The organism is Flavobacterium hydrophilum, from assembly GCF_003202405.1.
GTDB lineage: Bacteria > Bacteroidota > Bacteroidia > Flavobacteriales > Flavobacteriaceae > Flavobacterium > Flavobacterium hydrophilum.
In genome coordinates, this window is the sequence record NZ_QJHL01000004.1 from 421,677 (window position 1) to 438,320 (window position 16,644).

14 protein-coding genes are annotated in these 16,644 nt (G+C 32.4%); 8 read left to right on the forward strand and 6 right to left on the reverse strand.

Annotated features, from left to right (window positions below; translation table 11 throughout):
• Window positions 1-208: 208 nt before the first annotated feature.
• From DMB68_RS17420 to DMB68_RS17430, 3 genes are all read right to left on the reverse strand, one after another.
• Complete coding sequence (locus tag DMB68_RS17420; protein ID WP_110347909.1) at window positions 209-2,698, reverse strand: DUF5686 and carboxypeptidase regulatory-like domain-containing protein; 2,490 nt, start codon at window positions 2,696-2,698, stop codon at window positions 209-211.
• A gap of 70 nt (window positions 2,699-2,768) precedes the next feature.
• Window positions 2,769-3,182, reverse strand: a complete 414-nt coding sequence (gene aroQ / locus DMB68_RS17425) for a type II 3-dehydroquinate dehydratase (protein WP_110347910.1) — start codon at window positions 3,180-3,182, stop codon at window positions 2,769-2,771.
• 128 nt (window positions 3,183-3,310) lie between these two features.
• On the reverse strand, window positions 3,311-3,868 hold the full coding sequence (locus tag DMB68_RS17430; RefSeq protein WP_110347911.1) for a porin family protein: 558 nt from the start codon (window positions 3,866-3,868) through the stop codon (window positions 3,311-3,313).
• A gap of 355 nt (window positions 3,869-4,223) precedes the next feature.
• On the opposite strand from DMB68_RS17430, the gene DMB68_RS17435 reads away from it, so the two are divergent.
• From DMB68_RS17435 to DMB68_RS17455, 5 genes are all read left to right on the forward strand, one after another.
• A complete protein-coding gene (locus DMB68_RS17435; protein WP_110347912.1) occupies window positions 4,224-4,745 on the forward strand; it encodes a porin family protein in 522 nt (173 codons plus the stop codon).
• Between the two features lie 81 nt (window positions 4,746-4,826).
• A complete protein-coding gene (locus tag DMB68_RS17440; RefSeq protein ID WP_110347913.1) occupies window positions 4,827-5,447 on the forward strand; it encodes a porin family protein in 621 nt (206 codons plus the stop codon).
• Between the two features lie 199 nt (window positions 5,448-5,646).
• Window positions 5,647-6,234, forward strand: coding sequence for an outer membrane beta-barrel protein (locus DMB68_RS17445; protein ID WP_110347914.1), 588 nt, complete (start codon window positions 5,647-5,649; stop codon window positions 6,232-6,234).
• An 80-nt stretch (window positions 6,235-6,314) separates the two neighbouring features.
• Window positions 6,315-7,211, forward strand: a complete 897-nt coding sequence (xerD, locus tag DMB68_RS17450; RefSeq protein ID WP_110347915.1) for a site-specific tyrosine recombinase XerD — start codon at window positions 6,315-6,317, stop codon at window positions 7,209-7,211.
• A 133-nt stretch (window positions 7,212-7,344) separates the two neighbouring features.
• Window positions 7,345-8,868 (forward strand): PAS domain-containing sensor histidine kinase, encoded by a 1,524-nt coding sequence (locus DMB68_RS17455; protein ID WP_110347916.1) that lies wholly within the window; start codon window positions 7,345-7,347, stop codon window positions 8,866-8,868.
• Window positions 8,869-8,941: 73 nt separating this feature from the next.
• Here DMB68_RS17455 and rny read toward each other — a convergent pair whose 3' ends face one another.
• The 3 genes from rny to DMB68_RS17470 form a co-directional block, all read right to left on the reverse strand.
• Window positions 8,942-10,504, reverse strand: coding sequence for a ribonuclease Y (gene rny, locus DMB68_RS17460; protein WP_110347917.1), 1,563 nt, complete (start codon window positions 10,502-10,504; stop codon window positions 8,942-8,944).
• Between the two features lie 207 nt (window positions 10,505-10,711).
• Entirely contained in the window at window positions 10,712-11,005 is a 294-nt protein-coding gene (locus tag DMB68_RS17465) for a cell division protein ZapA (RefSeq protein ID WP_007804502.1), read from the reverse strand.
• Window positions 11,006-11,010: 5 nt separating this feature from the next.
• Window positions 11,011-11,301, reverse strand: coding sequence for a hypothetical protein (locus DMB68_RS17470; RefSeq protein WP_110347918.1), 291 nt, complete (start codon window positions 11,299-11,301; stop codon window positions 11,011-11,013).
• Window positions 11,302-11,480: 179 nt separating this feature from the next.
• Here DMB68_RS17470 and DMB68_RS17475 point away from each other — a divergent pair, with 179 nt between their 5' ends.
• The 3 genes from DMB68_RS17475 (at window position 11,481) to DMB68_RS17485 (ending at window position 16,504) form a co-directional block, all read left to right on the forward strand.
• Window positions 11,481-13,175 (forward strand): M23 family metallopeptidase, encoded by a 1,695-nt coding sequence (locus DMB68_RS17475; RefSeq protein ID WP_110348052.1) that lies wholly within the window; start codon window positions 11,481-11,483, stop codon window positions 13,173-13,175.
• A gap of 11 nt (window positions 13,176-13,186) precedes the next feature.
• A complete protein-coding gene (locus DMB68_RS17480) occupies window positions 13,187-15,652 on the forward strand; it encodes a TonB-dependent receptor (protein WP_110347919.1) in 2,466 nt (821 codons plus the stop codon).
• A 129-nt stretch (window positions 15,653-15,781) separates the two neighbouring features.
• Window positions 15,782-16,504 carry a CREC-EF hand family protein gene (locus DMB68_RS17485; protein WP_110348053.1) on the forward strand — a complete coding sequence of 241 codons (723 nt, stop codon included), beginning with the start codon at window positions 15,782-15,784 and terminating at the stop codon, window positions 16,502-16,504.
• Window positions 16,505-16,644 lie beyond the last annotated feature (140 nt).

The window sequence follows — 16,644 nt, forward strand, 5'->3', positions numbered from 1 at the left end:
TAGCGGATTTTTTTATGGGCGTTGCCTCCGGCCGGGCTATCCGCTATATCTTTTTATTTTTAAAAGAAAAATAAAAAGGATATCGCTTCTATCCCTAACACACTCTCGCGTAAGTTGAAGGTTTATGGTTTTAAATGTTTCTACTATATTTTGTCAGTTAGAGCGGAGTCGAGAACCCAGAAAGTATTTCTACTTAATAACTTTTTCTCTAATCCAACACATTCAAAATCTTCAAGCCAAATACAACTCCATTCTGCTGAATTCCGCCTTGATAAGAATGAACATAATCAACTCTAAACAATTTAAATTTCCCAAAGCCTAAATTGTCTAACCCAATTGTAAATTCTGTATAAGGTTTTCTGTCCGGAATTGACAACGAGTGAAATCCAATATTCATGGTTGATTTTAAAAGATTGATCAGCGGAATTTTATTGGTTACAAATCCCATGTCGTTGTGTTCCAAATGCATTTCGAAATAACTGTCGTTTGTACTGTTGGAATAATAAGGCATTAAATTGAAAACATTCAAATAACGTTCTGTTGTACCGATATGTGTCTGGTTTCCGTTAAAATGCCTGTAATCTATAAAAGCAATATTTTCGGCATTGAAGAATTTTCCGGCTCTGAAATTTGTTCCCAAAATCCCTTTATTTCCCAATGATAAATCATATTGAACGGAAGCACCAACTCTTTCGAATTCATATTTTTTCTCATTCGCAGCAAAGGCTTTCTCAAATGCTAAAAATACAGTTGGGTATTTTTCGTTTTTAACATTGAATCTTCCATCAGGTCTTGAAATGTATTTATTTCCAAAGTTGATTCGTGCGCTCACTGTGGTTTTGAATAAGTGATGTAGATCAAAAGCGGGAGTTATAAAGTCATTTGGTGCCAACGGATTATTAGACGAATAAACATCATCTTTTTTAAAGAAAGCATAATCAGTTGTGTTGAAAAGTGGTTTTCGCTGTTCGTAAGCAATTTTGGCGTTGAGGTTTATTCCGTTTGCAACATCCTGACCGTAGTTAATTTGGGCGAACTCCAAATTGTACAATTTTATGTAATTGTCTTTAAAAAACAAAGAACTTATAGAGTTGATAAATTTTGTAATAGGTTCGGCTCCGTTAACCTGAGCAGTTTTTGTTCCTCCTGAAGCCCAGATTGACGCATAATTGATGTTGTTGAAACGATGGCTGAATTCTCCGGTTACACGCAGGCGTTCGTCTGAAAAACCATAATTGAAGGTTGTACTTATTGATGTACTTTTTCCTTTTTCTTCATTCCATTTTTTAAATGAAAAACCAGAATCTAAGTTGAAACCCTGAACAGTATTAAAACTTAAAGAACTTAGATTTAACAGACCTTTATAGTCAAATGAATATTTTTTGAAAGTGTTTTTGTAATCGTACCCCATTAAAATATCCCAAATTTTGAATTTGTTGTTTTTAGCATCAATTGAATCCATGTATTTTCTGGATTTTCTAATGATTTGCAGACTGTCTTTTTTGGTGTAATCTGTACTTTCTTCAATAGTCAAAGGAATCGGACGTATTTCATTCCAAAACGCATTATCTTTTTTGTTGGCATTGGTTTCAAAAGCTACAATTTCATTTCCAAAAGTTTTCTTTTCGAAGGAAGCAGGGAATTCATAATTAGAATAAACATAATTGAAGTTTCCGGAGAACTTTATTCCAAAAAATCCGGCGTTAAACGAAAGTGTCTGAGCATTTTTCGACCAGATTTTATTGGCAGAATTATAACTGAAGCTCTGTTTTAAGCTCATTATTTCGGTAAATTCATTTTTCATTCGATAGCCTTTAATGTCTAAGTCTATGGCATAAATGGCAAAACTATCGTCAACTATATAAATGTAACCTTCAAAAACAGGTTCTTTATCACGTTTAGGGGTTACTTTAATTTTATTAATCTGTTGTTTGTTATCATTAAAAAAAGTGCCTTCCAGTTTGTATTTGTAGTAACTGAAAGCATTGTCAGCAATAGGTGAGATGAGTTTTACGTCGAAATCTAGTGTGTTGTCATAAAAATCATAAGTAGATAAAGCAGCGGTATTGTAGCTGTAGCCTCTATTGTTTCCTGAGATTTTAGAGGCTATTATTTTCTCCTTTAGCTTATCTGGTTTTTCAAAAGTGATTTTCGAAATGGTTTCAGAAAGATATAAGATCCCGGTTCCGGTTGAATCTAAATTAGATGCCATATCTTCGCCAAGATCTACTTTTTGACCCAGAATTTTTTTAGGAAGATCTTTTACTTTAAACATTCCTTTCGAATAAAAGTCGGCAGTATAACGTCCTGTTTTGTCTGAGTTTTCCTTTTTGTTTGCTATAGCGCTTTTTATGATTGCATCTGCAGGATTGTTTTTTGAATCAATAATGACTTCATTTAAAGTAAAACTTTCTTCTGACATTTTCACGTCGAGAGTTACTGTTTTTGAATCTGAAGCTACAGAAAGCTTTTGAGTTTTGAAGCCCAGGTACTGAAAAATGATTTTGTTTTTGCCCGGTTCTTTTACATTCAGTTGATATTTTCCCTGCTCATTTGATGTTGTTCCGAAATACGTGTTTTCTTCAAAGACAGAAACAAACGGTAAAGGATTTCCTTTTTCATCGGTTATGGTTCCTTTGATTTGGGCGAAATTTGAAAGTGAAAAAAATAAAAAGGCGAATAAAGTATAGTTTTTCATGAAAGTAGTTTCTCTCACAAAAATAAAATAAGTTAAAAACGAGCTTATTAATAATTTGTTAAATAACGTTTTACAGGAATGACTGAATCGCCAATTCATAGCTTTTTAATCCAAAACCTAAAATAACACCTTTTGCATTTCCAGATAAATAGGATTGATGTCTGAAACTTTCACGAGCATAAGTATTCGAAATATGAACTTCAATAACCGGAGTTGTTACAGCTTTCATAGCATCTCCCAATCCAATTGAAGTATGCGTATAAGCACCTGCATTCAAAATAATTCCGTCAAATGTAAAACCAACTTCCTGAATTTTTCCAATCAGTTCGCCTTCAATATTGCTTTGGTAGTAAGAAAGTTCAACGTTTGGGAATTTTTGTTTCAGTATCTCAAAATAATCTTCAAAGGTTTGGCTTCCGTAAACTTCAGGTTCACGTTTTCCTAATAAATTTAAATTTGGGCCGTTGATAATACAGATTTTCATAATGCAATTTTAATTAAGTACATAGGATTTCATTTTACATTTCACTGAAATCATTTTACAAACAGTGTAAAAATAAAAAAACCGTTCTAATTAACAGAACGGTTTTTATAAAACTATGTGATATTATTTTAAAATAGGAATCCGGCAGACAATTGTATAGTTGAATTTTTAACATCAGCATTTTTTGTAGCATCTGTCAATCCTAAGCCATAACGGCCCTGGATAAAAAAGTTTTCCGTAATTTTAAATCCTAACCCGGCATTAACACCAAATTCGAAAGTTTCTGCGTCCTCAAAATCAACGTTATCTTTTTCACTTAATAAAAATGAAGCTTGTGGTCCAACTTCAAGACTAAAAGAATCAGTTAAGTAAAACTTAGCCATTACTGGTATAGACAAATACCCTAATTCATTTTTAAACTCGTCAACAGCATTTTTGTATGTAGCACCTTGAGTCGAATACAACAGCTCTGGCTGAACAGCAAATCGATCCAGTAATTTAATTTCTGCTACTAAACCAGCATGATAACTGGTAATACCTTCTTTATCAATTCCAGGTGCATCTGTGGCATCTCCTGTTTGATTTGCAAAGTTAACCCCTGCTTTAACCCCGATTTTTAATAACTGTGCCTGAATTGATGCTGATGTGGCGATGAATAAAACCACCGCTAAAAATACTTTTTTCATAATGTTAATATTTAAGATTCGATTATTGCAAATTAACATAAAATAAAACTCATTTTATTTATAATTATTGTTGTTGAAGTTTCATGATTTCCATTTTTTTGATACGAATTTTAACAAGAAACACATCTAGTTTATTATGCAACGAAAGAATTTTACTAATAATTGTAGTTTCTGTTTACTCACTGTTTTTAGTGATATTTAAAAATGTAATCATTTGATTTTTAGTTTTTTGATAAATTTAACAGGATTTTTTTAACGTTTTTTTTGAATTATTTTAGAATATTATTTGGTTTGTTAGTGTGAAATAATATAGATTTGTCCTACTAAATAATCTATTAATTTATCAAAAAAAAAAATGAAAAAAATTATTTTATCAATGATTGCGATTTTAGCATTTGGTTTTGCAAATGCACAAGGAGTTAAATTTGGTGTTAAAGCTGGTCTTAACAACACAAACTTGACAGGAGATGTTGATACTGACGCAAAAACTAGCTTTTATGTTGGTGGTTTAGTTGATTTTGCAGTATCTGAAAAATTCCACGTTCAACCTGAGCTTTTGTACTCTAATGAAGGTGCTGATGATGATGCAGGAATTAGCTACTTAAGATTACCAGTAATGGCTAAATATTATGTTGCTGAAGGATTTTCTTTGCAAGCAGGTCCTGAATTAGCTTTTAAAGTTGGAACAGAAGAAGATGAAGTAGATGAGGTAACAAAATCTATTGACTTTGCTTTAGGATTTGGAGCTGGTTATGAATTGACTAATGGTCTTTTCTTTGATGCTAGGTATAATTTAGGTTTAGGTAACATCAGTGATGCTGACGGTTTTGATCTTGGTAACACAGGATTCCAAGTTGGTTTAGGATACAGATTCTAATATCTTCTTAATATATTTTATAAAAACCTTCCCTAATCGGAAGGTTTTTTTTAGTTCAATTATTAATTAAATATAACATAAATGAAAAAAAATATTTTACTTATTGCAATAGTTTTTGTGTTTGGATTGGCAAATGCACAAAAAGCTAAATTTGGAATAAAAGCAGGAATGAATATTTCTAATTGGGCGGGTGATACAGACGGAATGGATGTAAAATCTAAAATAGGTTTTAATGTCGGTGGTTTTGCAGAAATTAAACTATCTGATAAATTTGCTATTCAGCCTGAACTTTTATATTCTGCTCAGGGTATGAAACTGGATAATATACCATTGGAAATAGAGGGAAGTGATTATTCAGTAGATTCTACATTTAAATTGGATTATATCAATATACCTGTAATGTTTAAGTTTTATGTTGCTGAAAAATTTAATCTCGAAGCAGGTCCGCAAGTTGGCTTTTTAACATCAGCAAAGGTAAAAGTAACTGTTGATGGGCTTGGCTCCTCAACTGAAAGTGTAAAAGAAAATTTTGAATCTGTTGATTTTGGTTTGAACTTTGGAGCAGGATATTATTTTACAGAACATTTTTTTGCTAGCGCCAGATATAATTTAGGTTTGTCTAATATTGCAAAAACAGAAGAAGGAGAAAATGCAACAATTAATAATAGCGTTTTCTCATTGAATGTTGGATATAAATTTTAATGTTTTCTTTTGATAGATTTAGTAAAACCTTCCATAATCAGGAAGGTTTTTTTATAAATATTTTCTTAATTATTTGAAAGATAGTGTATTGGCTATTGCTTAATGTTTTATCGTATTTTTTTTACAAATTTATTTGGTTTGTAAAAGCTAAATAGCATATTTTTGCGCCATTAATTTAATATTATAATTTAAAAAAAAAATGAAAAAAATTGTTTTATCAATGGTTGCTGTTTTAGCATTTGGATTTGCTAATGCACAAGAGTCTACAGGATCAAAAGGATTTTCTAAAGGAGACGTTTTTATTTCTGGTTCAGTTGGGATTGCTTCTGAAAAAACTGGAGATGAGAAAACTTCAGGATTTACAATTGAACCAAAAGTTGGTTTCTTTGTGACGGAAAATATTGCAATTGGTGGAAAATTAGGTTTTGGTTCTTTGAAAGCTGAAAACGGTGGTGGAGATACTGAGGATTTAGCAACATTAACTGTTGGAGCTTTTGGTAGATATTACTTTACTCCAGCTTCTGATTTTTCTTTATTTGGAGAACTTGGTGTTGATTACAGCTCAATAGATGATAAATTAGATGATTTTAAAGCAAATGAAATTGGTGCTAACTTAGGTTTAGGTTTAAGCTATTTTGTATCTAGTAATTTTGCTATCGAAGCTACTTGGGCTGGATTAGGTTACACTACAAATGATAATGGAGGGGACGGAGCAGAAAAAACGAATTCTTTTGGTTTAAATGCTGATTTAAGTTCAATAAACTTTGGTCTTCTATACAAATTCTAATTTGTAATTAAATTTATATTTAAAACCTTCCCTAATCAGGAAGGTTTTTTTATGCTCAAAAAATATGTTACTTTGTAAATATGAATTGGAAAACTTACATAAAACATTATCAGTCGTATTTGCGGATTGAAAGAGGTCTTTCTAAAAATACAATCGAAAATTACAGTTTCGATATTGAACGTTTGTGTCTTTTTTTAGAAGCTAATCAAATAGAGGTGTCTCCAATAAAAATATCAGATGAAACGGTTCAGCAATTTATTTATTCAGTTTCAAAAGAAGTTAATCCACGTTCTCAGGCTCGGATTATTTCCGGACTAAAAAGTTTTTTTAATTATTTAGTTTTTGAAGATTACCGAACAGATACACCACTGGAATTAATTGAAGCTCCCAAAACGGGGCGAAAATTGCCGGATACATTGTCAGTTGAAGAAATTGATAATCTGATTGGGGCTATTGATTTAAGTTCAAACGAAGGCGAGAGAAACAGGGCCATGTTGGAAACTTTATACGGCTGTGGTCTTCGTGTTTCGGAGTTAGTGACTTTAAAGATTTCAGACCTGTTTTTTGACGAAGGATTTATAAAAATTACCGGAAAGGGAAATAAAGAGCGTTTTGTTCCTATTGGTAAGTATACCCAAAAATATATCGCTATTTATCAAAAGGAAGTCCGTATCCATTTAAAAATAAAAAAAGGTCATGAAGATACCTTATTTTTAAACCGTCGGGGAAATCAGCTTACACGTGCCATGATTTTTACTATCATTAAGGATTTAGCTGTCAGGATAAATTTGAACAAAAATATAAGTCCGCATACTTTAAGGCATTCTTTTGCTACTCATTTACTGGAAAACGGTGCCGATTTGCGTTCCATTCAATTGATGCTTGGGCACGAGTCAATAACAACCACCGAAATCTACGTTCACTTAGATAGAAGTTACTTAAAAGAGGTAATGCATTCTTTTCATCCCAGAAGATAATTTTTTTCAGAAAAGTTAGTTATTAGTAGTAACTTTCTTTAAAAAAGAATACCTTGTAATAAGGGATAATTCTTTTGAAAGAAAGTTCCCTGCGCCCAAATTTAAGTGACTGCTCAAACTTACACAAGGAATTATGGTTTTTGATTTGTATAAAAATGAAGACTGCAATAATGTAAATGATTTTTATAAAAAATTGTTTGCAGAAATTCCTGATTTGATTTTTCAGATTATCATCGATGTTGATAATAATTATTCGTTTCCATTATTTAGTAAATCAATTGAAGAAATATTTGAATTAAATTCGGATGATTTTTCAAATGATATTAAATCTGCTATTACTGAAAGAGTTCATCCTTTAGATCGCGATTTGTTTTTTCAGTCATTTGTAAAGGCAAAAAAACAAGTTTCCGGATGGGAGGTCGAATTTAGGGGAATATTGCCTGAAAAAGGATTAAGATGGTTTAAAATTTCAGCTAAATCTGAATTGTCTTATGATAGTAAAGTGAGTTTTTTTGGACATCTTTCAGATATTACAGATTTAAAAGATAAAGAATTGAAGCTGCGAATTTCCGAAGAACGATTTCAATTTGCCTTAGAAGCTTCTATAACCGGTATTTGGGATTGGGATATGCTTACAAATAAAGTCTTTTATTCTTCTTTGTCTTTGAAAATTTTAGAACTTGAATCGGCTGATGTATTTGATGATCCTGAACGCTGGGACCAGATTGTTCATCCCGATGACTTGCCGAAGTATTATTCAGATATCCAGGATCATTTTGATAATAAAATTCCTTATTACGAAAATTATCATCGTGTAATGACTTCCAGTGGAAATTATAAGTGGATTTTAGACAGGGGAAAAGTAATTGAGCGCGATGAAGATGGAAAGCCTTTGAGGGTTACAGGAACTCATACTGATGTTTCTGCACAGAAAGAAAGGGAATTGGAACTTATAAAAACGATGAAATTATACAGTGAGCAAAATAGCCGATTGCTTAATTTTTCTCATATTGTTTCTCATAATTTAAGCACCCAGGCAGGTAATATAAAGTCAATTCTTGATTTTATAGATATTGATGAGAAAAAAGAAACGATTAAAGAAATGTTGGTGCATCTTAGAACAGTTTCTAATGATTTGAATGATACAATTTTAAACTTAAATCAAATTGTTCAGATTCAGGACAATATCAATATAATTATCAAGCCATTAAATTTGGCCAATTACATCAATAAAACGATTTCGACTATTAAAGATTTTAATTTCGAAACAACAGCAAATATTATAAACAATGTGCCGGAATATGTTACAGTAAATTTCAATCCGGCCTATCTGGAAAGTGTTCTGCTGAATTTTGTAACAAATACGATCAGGTATGCACATCCGGACAGGGATCCTGTAGTGTTTTTTGATTATGGTTTAGAACAAGATGGACATAAAGCTCTAAAAATTAAAGACAATGGTCTGGGAATTGATTTAGCTGCATATGGTGATTTGTTATTCGGGATGTATAAAACTTTTCATAAACATAAAGATGCAAGAGGTATTGGTTTGTACATTACCAAAAATCAAATAGAAGCGATGAATGGAAAAGTTTTTGTAGAAAGTGAGGTTGGAGTAGGAACTACTTTTAAAATTGTTTTTAGCGACGAATTGTAATTTGGGCTAAATCAGAAATAAAAAAAACTTCTCAGCAATGAGAAGTTTTTTTTAGGAGTATATTTTTGTGAATTTATTTAGCAATATTTACTGCTCTGGTTTCACGAATAACGGTTACTTTTACCTGACCTGGATACGTCATTTCAGTTTGAATTTTCTGTGAGATCTCGAAAGATAAATTAGCTGCATTATCATCAGAAACTTTTTCGCTTTCTACAATTACACGAAGTTCTCTACCTGCCTGAATAGCATAAGCATTTTTTACACCGCTGAAACCATAAGCTACATCTTCAAGATCTTTCAAACGTTGGATGTAAGAATCTAAAACCTGACGTCTTGCGCCTGGTCTTGCTCCTGAAATCGCATCACAAACCTGAATAATTGGAGACAATAATGATTTCATTTCAATCTCGTCATGGTGAGCTCCAATAGCGTTGCAAACTTCTTCTTTTTCACCATACTTTTCGGCCCATTGCATACCTAACAATGCGTGAGGGAGATCGCTTTCTGTGTCAGGAACTTTACCAATATCATGAAGTAAACCTGCTCTTTTGGCTAGTTTTACATTTAAGCCCAATTCAGCAGCCATGATACCGCAAAGTTTAGAAACTTCTCTGGAGTGCTGTAATAAGTTTTGTCCGTAAGAAGAACGGTATTTCATTCTACCAACTACTTTTATCAATTCAGGGTGTAAACCGTGAATTCCTAAGTCGATAACCGTACGCTTACCGACTTCGATAATCTCGTCATCGATTTGCTTAGCTGTTTTAGCAACAACTTCTTCAATTCTTGCCGGGTGAATACGTCCGTCAGTAACTAATTTGTGTAAAGCCAAGCGTGCAATTTCTCTGCGGACAGGATCAAAACAGGAAAGAATAATAGCTTCCGGTGTATCATCAACAATGATTTCAACTCCTGTTGCAGCTTCAAGTGCTCTAATATTACGTCCTTCACGACCGATAATTCTACCTTTTACATCATCAGATTCAATGTTGAAGACAGAAACGCAATTTTCAACCGCTTCTTCTGTTCCAACTCTTTGAATGGTGTTGATAATAATTTTCTTCGCTTCTTGTTGAGCAGTAAGTTTTGCTTCTTCAATTGTATCCTGAATATGTGACATGGCATTACTCTTAGCTTCAGCTTTTAAGCCTTCTACTAATTGCTCTTTCGCTTCTTCGGCAGAAAGTCCTGAAATAACTTCCAGTTGCTGTAATTGACTTTTGTGTAATTTGTCAACTTCAGCTTGTTTTTTGTCCAGAATTTCAATTTTATTATTGTATTCTTCTGTTTTAGCTTCAAAATCATCATTTACTTTTTTAGCTTTTGATAATTCATTTGAAATCTGAGATTCTTTATCACGAACTCTTTTTTCAACTTCAGCTACTTTTTTGTCTCTGGTTAAAATTACTTGTTCATGCTCTGCTTTTAATTCAATAAATTTTTCTTTTGCCTGAAGAATTTTATCTTTTTTGATGTTTTCTGCTTCTAAATTTGCGTCTTTTAAAATAGATGCAGCCTCTTTTTTAGCGTTTTTGATTAAGTTTGAAATATTGCTTTTTTCGATAATTTTAGCTATTGCAAAACCAGCTGCAATGCCTACAATACCTGAAATAATGATCGTTATGATGTCCATGTTTGTTAAAATTTATATATAAAAAGCCTACATTAATTGCTTGAATAAACTCGTAAAGACAAGTTTTGAGCTAACTCACTGTTCAAGTTTCCAAGCCGAAGCATGGCATGCTATAGTAGCGACGATTTGCTCATTCTAAATTGTTAGTGTTGAGTTTACCAATTGTGAACTAATGTAGGCAGTATCTTAGTTTCGTGTAAAGAACGTTTAATTTTCGAGATATTGATCTAAAAGCGAATTTAATCTTTTAATTCTTTCGATGGTTTCTTCGCCATCAATAGCGTTGTCAATTTGTTTTTGTTCTACTTGTGATGCAAATTGCAGGGCACACATAGCCAGTACATCTTGTTTATCGCGAACTGCATAATTTTCTTCGAATTGCTTAATCATAGCATCAATTTTTTTAGAAGCACTTCTAAGTCCTTCTTCCTGAGCAGGCTCAACCGTTAATGGATAAACCCTGTCTGCAACTGATATTTTAATTTTAAGCTTTCCGTCCATATTTACTAATCTGATAGTTGTGCAATACAGTAATCAATTTCGCGAATTAATGAATTTATTTTAAGCTTTGTCTCTCTCTTGTTATTGTCGCTGCCGAGCAACGAATTGGCTATCTTAAGTGTTTCATATTGCTTCTTCAGAGCTTCAATTTCTTCAGATTGTTTCTGGATAATTTGAACAGCTTTGTTTAGTTCTAATCGTAAATCCTGATTGTTTTTTTCTAAAGCTTTTGATTTTGTAAAAAGCTTTTCGACTTTATATTCAAGAGTATCAATTATTTCAGCAATTACACTCATTATAAATCCTTTTCATTACTTAATCCTACAAAGTTAATATTCCTTTTTATTAATGCAATTTTTTATCGATTTTTTTACATTAAAAATAAACAAACATATGAAATTCAATGAATTGTATTTTTGCCCTTTTATCTTCGGTTTTCGCTTGTTAATTTTTTATCTTAGCAAAAATGTTACCTATGAGATTTTCTTATTTTTTTTTATTCTTTTGCAATTTTATTTTTGCCCAGACCCAATATCCTAAAGATTATTTTCGGACGCCGCTTGATATTCCGATGCAGCTTTCAGGCAATTTTGGGGAGTTGAGACCTAATCATTTCCATGCCGGATTCGATTTAAAAACGAACCAAAGAGAAGGGCTGAATGTTTATGCTGTTGCTGATGGCTATGTTTCCCGAATAAAAATTTCGACTTTTGGAAACGGAAAATGTATTTATATCACGCATCCAAATGGTTATACTACAGTTTATGGGCATTTGCAAACAGCAGTTGGGCCGATTCAGGAATATGTTCATAAAACTCACTATAATGAAAAATCCTTTGAAATTGAAATGTTTCCAAAGCCGGATGAACTCCCTGTTACCAAAGGGCAAATAATAGCCCTTTCAGGAAACACAGGCTCTTCAGAAGGGCCGCATCTGCATTTTGAATTTCGTGATACAAAAACGGAATTCGTCATAAATCCTATGTTTTTTGGATTTGATCAGCATATAAAAGATAATAAAAAGCCAACAATCTCCAGTTTATTCGTTTATCCAATAGACAATACTACGGTAAATCAGTCTAAGCAACCTTTATTACTGAATCTTTCCCTTCAAAAAGATGGAACCTATCTTGCAGGTAAAGTGAAAGCAAACGGAAAAATAGGTTTTGGAATTAATGCTGTCGATTTTGATGATGTTTCGAACAACAGAAACGGAGTTTTTAATGTTACAGGTTTTTTAAACGGTGATCCTAAGTATAATTATCAGTTTAACACCTATTCTTTTGATGAAATGCGTTTTATTAATGCTTTTATAGATTATCCGAGATATAAAAAAACGGGGCAGCGTATACAAAAGTTATTTATGAAAACGCCTTTTGCCTTGAGTATCATAAAAACGGATTCGCTTAACGGAATTATTCCTGTTGAACCAAATCTTGCTTCATCTTACAGAATTGAAGTTTCAGACTATTTTGGAAATTTAAATTCGGTTACCGTTCCTGTTGAATATGATTCTGAAACTCCTGTTATAAATTCAGAATCCATAATTTCAAACTATTTTGTACGTTATAATAAAGATTCGAATTTTGAGAAAGATAATATGTCTGTATTTTTTCCTGCGGGGACTTTTTACGAAGATTTTAATTTGAATTTTGATGTAAAAAACAATCGGATTTACATCCATGAAGATGTTGTTCCAGTACATTCGAATTTTACGATTACCATAAAAGACAGTACCTATTCTGAAAATTTAAGAGATAAACTCTTTATTGCAAGACTAAGTGGAAATAGCAAAAGTTATAATGCGACAACAAGAAAAGATAATGTCTTTACTGCGAAATCAAAAATCTTAGGACAATACGGCTTGGTTTTAGATACTATTGCTCCGGTTATAAAAATCAATAAAGTTATTCAGGATAAATGGATTACCGGTGTTAAAAATGTTCAGTTTACAATTGGTGATGCTTTATCAGGAATTAAATCTTATAATGGATATTTGAACGGAAATTGGATTTTGTTTGAATATGACAATAAAACGAGAAAGATAACGCATACTTTTGATGACACGATGATTGCTGAGGGTGCTAATGATTTAAAAATTGAAGTAGTTGATAATGTGGGGAATTCTGCTATCTTTGAAACTCATTTTTTTAGAAGTCAACAAAAATAAAATCTAAGCGTTTGAATAATTTTAAATTAGTAATTGTTTTCCTTTTTTTATGTGTTGGTTATGTGTCATCTGCCCAAAGCGCTCGTGTTAAAGGAATTATTTTAGATAGTGAAAATCATCCGGTTGCTGATGTGAATATTACTTCAGGTGATAAAGTTTCGAAATCGGATGCTAAAGGTCGTTTTGATATTTTTGTTCCATCAAACAAAAAGGTAGTTTTAGTCTTTACGCACATTTCGTTAAAAATGATGACCTTAACGGTAAATCTGAAGCCTTATGAAACCTTTGTTTTTAATCCGGTGATGAATAACTCGGAGGAGCAGATGGGAGAAGTTTTTGTTTCTTCCAAAAATAAAAAACGTGTTCAGGGAATTACAGTTATTGATCCAACTACCATAAAAAAAATACCCGGGGCAAATGCAGGAATAGAAAATATTCTTAAGACATTGCCGGGAGTAAACTCGAACAACGAATTGAGTACCCAATATGCAGTTCGCGGGGGTAATTATGATGAAAATTTGGTATATGTGAACGAAGTTGAAGTCTATCGCCCTTTTTTGATTCGTTCCGGACAGCAGGAAGGACTGAGTTTTACCAACACCGATTTAGTACAAAACGTAGATTTTTCTGCAGGTGGATTTCAGGCTAAATTTGGCGATAAATTATCCTCTGTTTTAGATATCACTTATAGAAAACCAACTCAATTTGGAGCTTCGCTGGAAGCCAGTTTTCTTGGCGGAAGCATTTCTGTTGATGCCGTTTCTAAAAATAAAAAATGGTCTGCCGTAACCGGTGTTCGTTATCGAAATAATAGTTTACTGGTTAATAGTCAGGATACACAAACTAATTACACACCAACATTTGCAGATATTCAGACGAATATTAATTATGATATTTCTCAAAAATGGCAATTGAGTTTTTTAGGCAATATTTCGCAAAATAAATATTTATATCGTCCATTAACACGCGAAACAAAATTCGGTACGATTGATCAGCCAATGGCACTTGCTGTTTTTTATGAAGGCCAGGAAAAAGATCAATACGATACTTATTTTGGAGCTATAAAAACAACTTATAAAGCCACCCCAACTCTTACTTTCAAATTGATAGGATCCTTATTTCATACTATTGAGCAGGAACATTTTGATATTTTAGCCCAATACCGTTTAGGAAATATAGATGAAGAAGGAAATATAAATCCTGATGATGTCGATTTTACAAGAGGAATTGGAACCCAGCTTAATCATGCACGAAATGATCTGGATGCCTTGATCGCGAATATTGAAATTAAAGGCTTCAAAGAATGGAAAAATAATAATCAGTTGGAGTTTGGTTTGAAATATACAAGAGAATCCATACGTGACCGAATTGTAGAGTGGGAGATGATTGATTCTGCAGGATTTTCATTAAATCCTCCTATCTTAAATCTTCCTAAAAATAATCAGCCATACCAACCTTATACAGGACCGCTTTTACCGTATCAAAATATCCGTGCAACTAATTTCAACGATATAAACAGATTTTCAGGTTATGCGCAATGGAACAACAAAACAGAGTTGGGATCAAATCAATTTTGGTATACTGTTGGTGCACGTTTTCAAAGCTGGCAGGTTTCCGGAACTGCTGTAGAAGGAAAAAACCAAGTTGTTTTTAGTCCGCGTGTGCAATTTGCTTTAAAGCCGGATTGGAATATGGATATGATTTTTCGACTTTCAGGAGGTTTGTATCATCAGCCGCCATTTTATCGGGAGCTTCGTGATTTGAATGGAGAAGTTGACCCAAATGTAAAAGCACAGCAATCAATCCATTTTGTTTTAAGTAATGATTATAATTTTAAAATGTGGAATCGTCCTTTTAAATGGGTTACGGAGGTTTATTATAAGTCACTTTCAGATGTAAACACCTACTCAATAGATAATGTTAGGATTCGTTATGTTGCTGATAACAATGCAAAAGCTTATGCGCAAGGATTGGATTTCAGATTAAATGGAGAATTTGTTCCGGGGACAGAATCCTGGATAAGCTTCGGTTATCTGAAAACGGAAGAAAATTATGAAAATAAAGGCTTTATCGCCAGACCAACTGATCAACGATTGAAATTTGCGATGTTGTTTCAGGATTATATGCCAAACATCCCAAGTATAAAATTGTATTTGAATTTAGTTTACAATACCGGTTTGCCTGGAGGTTCTCCTTCTTATTCAGATCCTTATTTGTACCAAAACAGATTAAATGATTACAGAAGGGCAGATGTTGGTTTTGCAAAAGTTTTTATAGACCAGAACAATATTGCAAAAACAGGCTGGCTTAAGACCTTTAAAGAATTGTCATTAGGATTAGAAATATTCAATCTTTTCAATAATCAAAATGCCATTACCAATACCTGGGTTAGAGATGCTTATTCAAAAAATCAATATGCAATCCCAAATTATATGACATCGCGCGTTTTTAATATAAAGCTGAATGCGAGATTGTAATAAAATAATTGGATAAAATAAAGGCATTTTTAATATACTATATAAATATTTTTGCCTTAGTAATATTCAATAAAAATAAATATTATCACCAAAAACGCTATATTTGATAATCGAATATAATTGATGCAGATGAAAAATCATTTAAAATATATAGCCTTAGCAATTATTGGATCTTTAGCAAGTTGTAAAGATGAAGCTCAGAAACCTAAAGTGACTTATGATGCTTCAAATAAAAAAAGTGTTGTGACTAAAACAGATTCAACACAAATTGAAATCGCTGATCTGCCTATCCAAATCGAAGGTACCGATTATCTGATTCATCCGGTTGGAGATTTGAGAGTTTTTGAAAAAGGTACAAAAGCACGCTATGGCTCATCAAGTGTAAATGATGTAAGTTTTACAATTTCTAATTTAGGCGATTTTGAAATTACAGGTTATCTGCAAAATTTGAAATTTCAAAAAACAGATTCAGATTCTATCAGACCTTTATCGGATAAGCCAGTTTTAATTTTAACAGCTACATATTTAAAAACAATTGCAGATAAAACCCAAAAGAAAATCATGGCGTATACCCTGACAGATTCAGATACGAATAAGGATGGAAAAATTGATACAGGGGATATTAAAACGCTTTATTTAAGTGACATCAGCGGAGAAAATTTCACAAAAGTCTCAGCAGATTTACAAGAGTTGGTAGACTGGAGTGTCATTGAATCAAAAAACCGAATTTATTTCAGAACAATTGAAGACACTAACCAAAATGGACAGTTTGATAAAAATGATGTTTTGCATTACAACTATATAGATTTAGCTTCAAAAAATTGGGAAGTGAAAAATTATAAGCCAATATAGTTTTATTTTCTAAGATACTAAGGTTTTTAAAGTGCTTTTTATTTTTTATCAAGATAAAAAATGATTTTATTCTTTTTATCTATTTTGAGAAAAAGAACTCATTAGCTTCGTCTCTTAGATAGAACCTGAGCATCTCAAAA

Excerpts from the sequence above, each read along its gene's own strand:
- DMB68_RS17420 (WP_110347909.1), bottom strand. The coding sequence starts at position 2,698 with ATGAAAAACTATACTTTATTCGCCTTTTTATTTTTTTCACTTTCAAAT.
- aroQ (WP_110347910.1), bottom strand. The coding sequence starts at position 3,182 with ATGAAAATCTGTATTATCAACGGCCCAAATTTAAATTTATTAGGAAAA.
- DMB68_RS17430 (WP_110347911.1), bottom strand. The coding sequence starts at position 3,868 with ATGAAAAAAGTATTTTTAGCGGTGGTTTTATTCATCGCCACATCAGCA.
- DMB68_RS17435 (WP_110347912.1), top strand. The coding sequence starts at position 4,224 with ATGAAAAAAATTATTTTATCAATGATTGCGATTTTAGCATTTGGTTTT.
- DMB68_RS17440 (WP_110347913.1), top strand. The coding sequence starts at position 4,827 with ATGAAAAAAAATATTTTACTTATTGCAATAGTTTTTGTGTTTGGATTG.
- DMB68_RS17445 (WP_110347914.1), top strand. The coding sequence starts at position 5,647 with ATGAAAAAAATTGTTTTATCAATGGTTGCTGTTTTAGCATTTGGATTT.
- xerD (WP_110347915.1), top strand. The coding sequence starts at position 6,315 with ATGAATTGGAAAACTTACATAAAACATTATCAGTCGTATTTGCGGATT.
- DMB68_RS17455 (WP_110347916.1), top strand. The coding sequence starts at position 7,345 with ATGGTTTTTGATTTGTATAAAAATGAAGACTGCAATAATGTAAATGAT.
- rny (WP_110347917.1), bottom strand. The coding sequence starts at position 10,504 with ATGGACATCATAACGATCATTATTTCAGGTATTGTAGGCATTGCAGCT.
- DMB68_RS17465 (WP_007804502.1), bottom strand. The coding sequence starts at position 11,005 with ATGGACGGAAAGCTTAAAATTAAAATATCAGTTGCAGACAGGGTTTAT.
- DMB68_RS17470 (WP_110347918.1), bottom strand. The coding sequence starts at position 11,301 with ATGAGTGTAATTGCTGAAATAATTGATACTCTTGAATATAAAGTCGAA.
- DMB68_RS17475 (WP_110348052.1), top strand. The coding sequence starts at position 11,481 with ATGAGATTTTCTTATTTTTTTTTATTCTTTTGCAATTTTATTTTTGCC.
- DMB68_RS17485 (WP_110348053.1), top strand. The coding sequence starts at position 15,782 with ATGAAAAATCATTTAAAATATATAGCCTTAGCAATTATTGGATCTTTA.